4 protein-coding genes are annotated in these 5,021 nt (G+C 37.3%); 2 read left to right on the plus strand and 2 right to left on the minus strand.

The features are described from left to right. Positions 1 to 314 precede the first annotated feature (314 nt). The gene (locus AB1498_10225) at positions 315 to 1,145 is read left to right on the plus strand and encodes a hypothetical protein (protein ID MEW6088663.1); all 831 of its coding nucleotides are present in this window, start codon (positions 315 to 317) and stop codon (positions 1,143 to 1,145) included. Positions 1,146 to 1,236: 91 nt separating this feature from the next. Next, complete coding sequence (locus tag AB1498_10230; protein ID MEW6088664.1) at positions 1,237 to 3,306, plus strand: tetratricopeptide repeat protein; 2,070 nt, start codon at positions 1,237 to 1,239, stop codon at positions 3,304 to 3,306. 24 nt (positions 3,307 to 3,330) lie between these two features. On the opposite strand, the gene AB1498_10235 is transcribed toward AB1498_10230, so the two are convergent. Together AB1498_10235 and AB1498_10240 are read right to left on the minus strand one after the other, a co-directional pair. Then, positions 3,331 to 4,032 (minus strand): PEP-CTERM sorting domain-containing protein, encoded by a 702-nt coding sequence (locus AB1498_10235; GenBank protein ID MEW6088665.1) that lies wholly within the window; start codon positions 4,030 to 4,032, stop codon positions 3,331 to 3,333. Positions 4,033 to 4,035: 3 nt separating this feature from the next. Further along, the gene (locus tag AB1498_10240; GenBank protein MEW6088666.1) at positions 4,036 to 4,818 is read right to left on the minus strand and encodes a PEP-CTERM sorting domain-containing protein; all 783 of its coding nucleotides are present in this window, start codon (positions 4,816 to 4,818) and stop codon (positions 4,036 to 4,038) included. Between the last annotated feature and the right edge of the window lie 203 nt (positions 4,819 to 5,021).

The raw sequence follows: 5,021 nt of genomic DNA on the forward strand, positions 1-5,021 counted from the left end.
CTTGTTACCGACTGGAAAGATTATTCTTTTTCTGGTTCGCTTGATTTTAATTTGAATAAAATTATCAGTTAATGTTTACGCAGGCTAAAGCCTGCGGCTACAAAACCACCGGTAACTGACCGGTTACAATTAAATTAAAAAAAAGCTTGACATTTATATAAAAAAGCATATAATAGTATCTATTAACAATGTAATATGCGGATGGGCATAGGTCATTTCTTTTGAATTGAAGAAATAAAGGACAAAAGCCAGTTATGATTTGACTGGCTTTTTTATTTTTATAATATAAAATCAAAATATTAGAGGGATGAAAAATGAAAAATTTATTGTTTGCAAAAAAAATATTGCTGACTGCTGTAATTATGCTGACTACCTATACATACAGCAATGCAACACCGCTTCCAATATTCAGTACCAGCAACGGGTGGACACAATTTGCCAATGATGACGGATACCGTACCACCGACGGATATGTTAACCCTGGCTGGGGCGCGCAGTCTTTTGATGCTGAACATCTGTTCTATAAATTTCAGGACAATATTCTTTCAATCGGATTACAAACAGGTTTTGACTTGATAGACGGGAATGTATACACTGGCGGCATTAATTATTACGCAGGTGATATAGCGCTTTCATTTGACGGAAATTCTTCAAATTATGAATACGCGGTTGATTTTGGACTTTTTACCAAAGACTATGTAACACCCAGCCCGGTTGGCGGTAATACAGGCACTCCCGGCATAGATTCAGCGGGAGTTTACAGTGTTAGTTTATGGAATAATGATGTATACGGGCCTTATGGTTCCAGTAAACCTTTTGCAATGCAGTCGGGAACACTACTCGAACAGTTATCCGGAAATTCAAGCGGCAGCGGCAGTTCAGGCACTAGTTCTTCAGGCGGGTATTTCTATGGCGGATATAGTTATTATAGAATAGTCAGTGTCAACACTTTTTATTTGCCCGTAATAATTCCCGGCAATCCAATCCAGCTTAATGCCCACTGGACTATGTCATGCGGAAATGATGCTATAAACGGCAGTGTGACAATACCAAATCCTATCCCGGAACCAGATACCATGTTTTTGCTTGGCAGTTTAGCGACAGGTTTATTCGGGCTCGCGGGAATATGTAAAAAAAGAATATAGATTTTTATCGTTCCCGGCAACTTCCCCCGCCGAATCCTTCAAAAAAAGTCTTTACATTAAACGCAAAAACTGGTATATTATTGAAAAATTTATGTCCAGAAAAAAATTTCTCATAAAATTTATATTCCTGTTTATTTTCACTTCAGGATGCGGGCTGTCATCTAAAAAAGAAAATGCCTTTGACCAGGGCATGCTTTATCTTAAAAACGGGAAAAGTACGGAAGCCATTGAATCTTTTAAAAAGGCCATCAGCCTGGATCCCGAATTTGCAGACGCCCATTACTATCTAGGCCTGACATATAAGGAACTTGGACAAAACAGACTCGCTATAGAAGAATTCAGGGAAATTGAAAAAATAAAGCCGGACATGGCAGATGCCAAACTTGCAATCGCAGGGATATATTTACTGGAAAAAAATTTTGATGAAAGTATTAAAATATGTGAAGAAACACTCCAAAAAGAACCGGCAAATATTCCCGCGTTCAGTCTTCTCGCAAGTATTTATATTTTCCAGAAAAAATACCCTGAAACATTAGAATTGTCTGAAAAAATTAAAACATTAAGCCCGAGTTCGGTCGAACCTTATCTGGTCATGGCTGAAGTGTATCAACAAACAAATGAAATGGAAAAAGCAAAAAAGGAAATTAACGCAGCCGAGAAAATATCTCCCGACCACCCTTCAGTTCTTACCGCCAAAGGCTTATTACTGCTCGCTGAAAAAGAAATTGATAAAGCGTTAACTGAATTTAAAAACGCGTTAAAAACCAACCCTAATTTTTTACCTGCAAACCTCAATATAGCGAGAATCTATAATTTAACGGGGAAATACGACCAGGCAATTGTTCAGGGAAAAGCGCTTTTAGAAATATACCCGAATAACCCGGCTGTTTATCAAACAATTGCCATGGGATTTATTTTTAAAATGAAATTCCAGGAAGCCGCTGAATACATCTGGAAACTGATTGAAATTGCCCCTTCTGCTGAAGCCCATTACTTACTTGGAATCGCCCTGCAGGGATCCGGCAAGGAAGAACAGGCAATAAGTGAATTTAAAGAAGCCATTAAAATAGATCCTGATCATGCCGGGGCACATTATAATATCGGGATGATATATATTAAAAAAGAACTATATGACCAGGCATTATTGGAAGGTCATAAAATACTGGATAAAAAACCGGAAGATATACAAGCGCAAAACTTGCTTTTAAACGCTTATCTCGCGAAAGGCAATATTGATATCGTTATCGATGAATTTAAAAAAAAGGTGGAAGATAATCCTAAATCTGTTTATTCCATATTAACCCTTTCTTCCCTTTATTTACGAAAAGGATTAAACGATGAATCTATTAAAACCGCCAGGAAAGCTATCGCGGTCGATCCGAATAATTTAATCGCACAGACAATGATAAGCCTGGCATTGCTTAACAAAAAGGATTTTAATCAAGCGGCATCCAGCCTCGAAACCGCCATTAAAACAAACCCCAAGACTATTTCAGCCAGGATGAACCTTGCCGCGATATATGAAGCGCAGGGAAAATATGAGCTTGCCATTAAAAAAATAGAAGACGTCCTTAAGATAAATGAAAAATTTCTTCCCGCGTATCAGAATATAGCCAACATTTATATGAAAATGAAAAACGTTGAAAAAGCCATTTATTATTTTAATAAAGGGCTAAGTATTAATCCAAATTTTCCGCCTTTCCACCTGGCGCTGGCTTTGATTTATGAAACACAGGGAAAAACCGATTTGGCGGTAAAAGAATATGAAGAAACCATAAAGTTATCTGAAAAAGTAAAACAGCCTTCTCCGGTTCCTTACAATAACCTGGCTTATCTTTATGCCAAAGAAAATAAAAATCTTGACAAGGCACTGGAATACGCGTTAAAAGCCATTATAATTTCTCCCAAACAGGGAGCAGTCCTGGATACGTTAGGTTTCGTTTATTATCACAAGCGCAATTACGATGAGGCCCTAAATGTTTTAAAGAAGGCTGTTGAACAGCTGCCAAAAAATCCGAGTGTCCGCTACCATTTAGGAATGACATACTATAAATTGGGGAAAACTGCCGAAGCTAAAAAAGAATTGCAAAGCGCGCTTGACATATCTGCCAGCTTCCCTGAAGGTGAAGAAGCGAAGAAACTGCTTGATTCAATAAAGTAGGGTTAAAATACCTATAAAAATAAATTATTTTGTAAACTTTCTGCGCAATCCTGCAAAACTAAATAAACCTGCGGCCAAACTGCCGAGCAAATGCATTGTCCCGGGTTCAGGAATTTGCGGAGTGGAACTTGAGAATTCAAGTTGTGTCCTTATGGCGCCGGAATCAAACATATAATTCCCGATAATATTATGATTTACTACCTGAAAAAAGTTTGAATTTTGTCCCACAGCCTGCCACCAAAGGTCAGTGTATCCGTTATTAGTATTAAAAGAATAGTCAATAAGCAGATTCCCGGTTCCATTATAATAAAACACGTCATCGACATCAATAGTAAATGTTGTATCGCCTGGCAAAGGAAGATTACCGGAATAAATCAATGTCTTGTTAGAGCCATGATTACTATCAGGTGAATCTGCCGAGAGATCATCTCCAATAACATCAGTACTTGATATATATATATTCAAATTATATAACGGGTCTTCATGTGTGTTCCAGGTAAAATGTTTAATTGAAGTTATTGTGCCGGTATAATCCATCAGCCAATTCTCTGATATCCATAATTGATAACGTGTGACATTACTATCACTCCACGGCCACTGGGTACTTTCCAAAGCTTGTAGTTTATCGTTAGTATCAAAAGATATTGCTTTTGAACTGCTTAAAAAGAGTATTATAAAGAAAAAAGTAAAAATGCCGGTTTTTAAAAATTTTGATTTTATCTTCATGTTCTAGAATTTCTTTCTAAATCCCGTAAATCCCAACAACCCGCTTACCAAACTGCCGAGTAAAAACACCGTCCCTGGCTCAGGGATAATAACCGGCTGGCCATATAATTTTAAACTGCCTTCGCCATTTCTCCCGACATTCTGCATCCTTATATAAGTGGACGTCTCATCCAAGATGGGCGAACCGCTAAAATTCATTGTTAAGTAGCTGGTTGTAAAAAATGGGATGTTATTTCCATCCGGTAAATTGTTTTCGCCAAGCAACGAAAGAGGATTAAAAAGAGCGCCGTCAATTCCATCATAAGTTGAAGGGACATAGTCTAAACTGACACCATTAATCTTTTCATTAACATTCATCTCCCATTTATGATACCCTTCCGGGCGAGGGTCTCTCAGCAACATGGGTTGATTATTGTGGACATCATGGCAATCGAGACAATTATTAACCGGACCCCATCCTATTTTAACAGGATGGTCCGAAAGATTCTGGTTTTTTAATTCATATGCCTTTAGCTCCCAGCTTAAAAGTGAAATTGAATTAAAATTAAGCAAGTCAAAACCAAACTTTGTGATACCCGGCGTATTTGGCCCCGAATTATCGCTAAGGCTGGTGGGAGAAGTGTTGTTTAATGTTACAGTCAAAATGTTTCCGGAGATATTAATGTCCATATCCGCTGAACCCACACCGCCGGAATCATAACCGTAGAAGGTATAACTTAGGGCGTGAGAATAGGAAAATGATAGTAATATCATAACAGAACTAAAGTATAATATATATTTTTTCATATTCTCACCCTCTCAGTTTTTTTAAAAGTAAGAGAGGATATTAAAAGAATACCCTCTCTTACCAATCTATTTATTAATACTTGAGTTTGGCAAATTTAAGCTGCCAATTTTAAAATATTTGGCAAAACCATAAGTGAATCATGAGAAAAAGAATCTCTAAAATGAAAAACTTTTTGCCTGAAAGTTTTATGTTTTTCATTATC

It is taken from the genome of bacterium, assembly GCA_040754625.1.
Taxonomy (GTDB): Bacteria; JACRDZ01; JAQUKH01; order JAQUKH01; family JAQUKH01; genus JAQUKH01.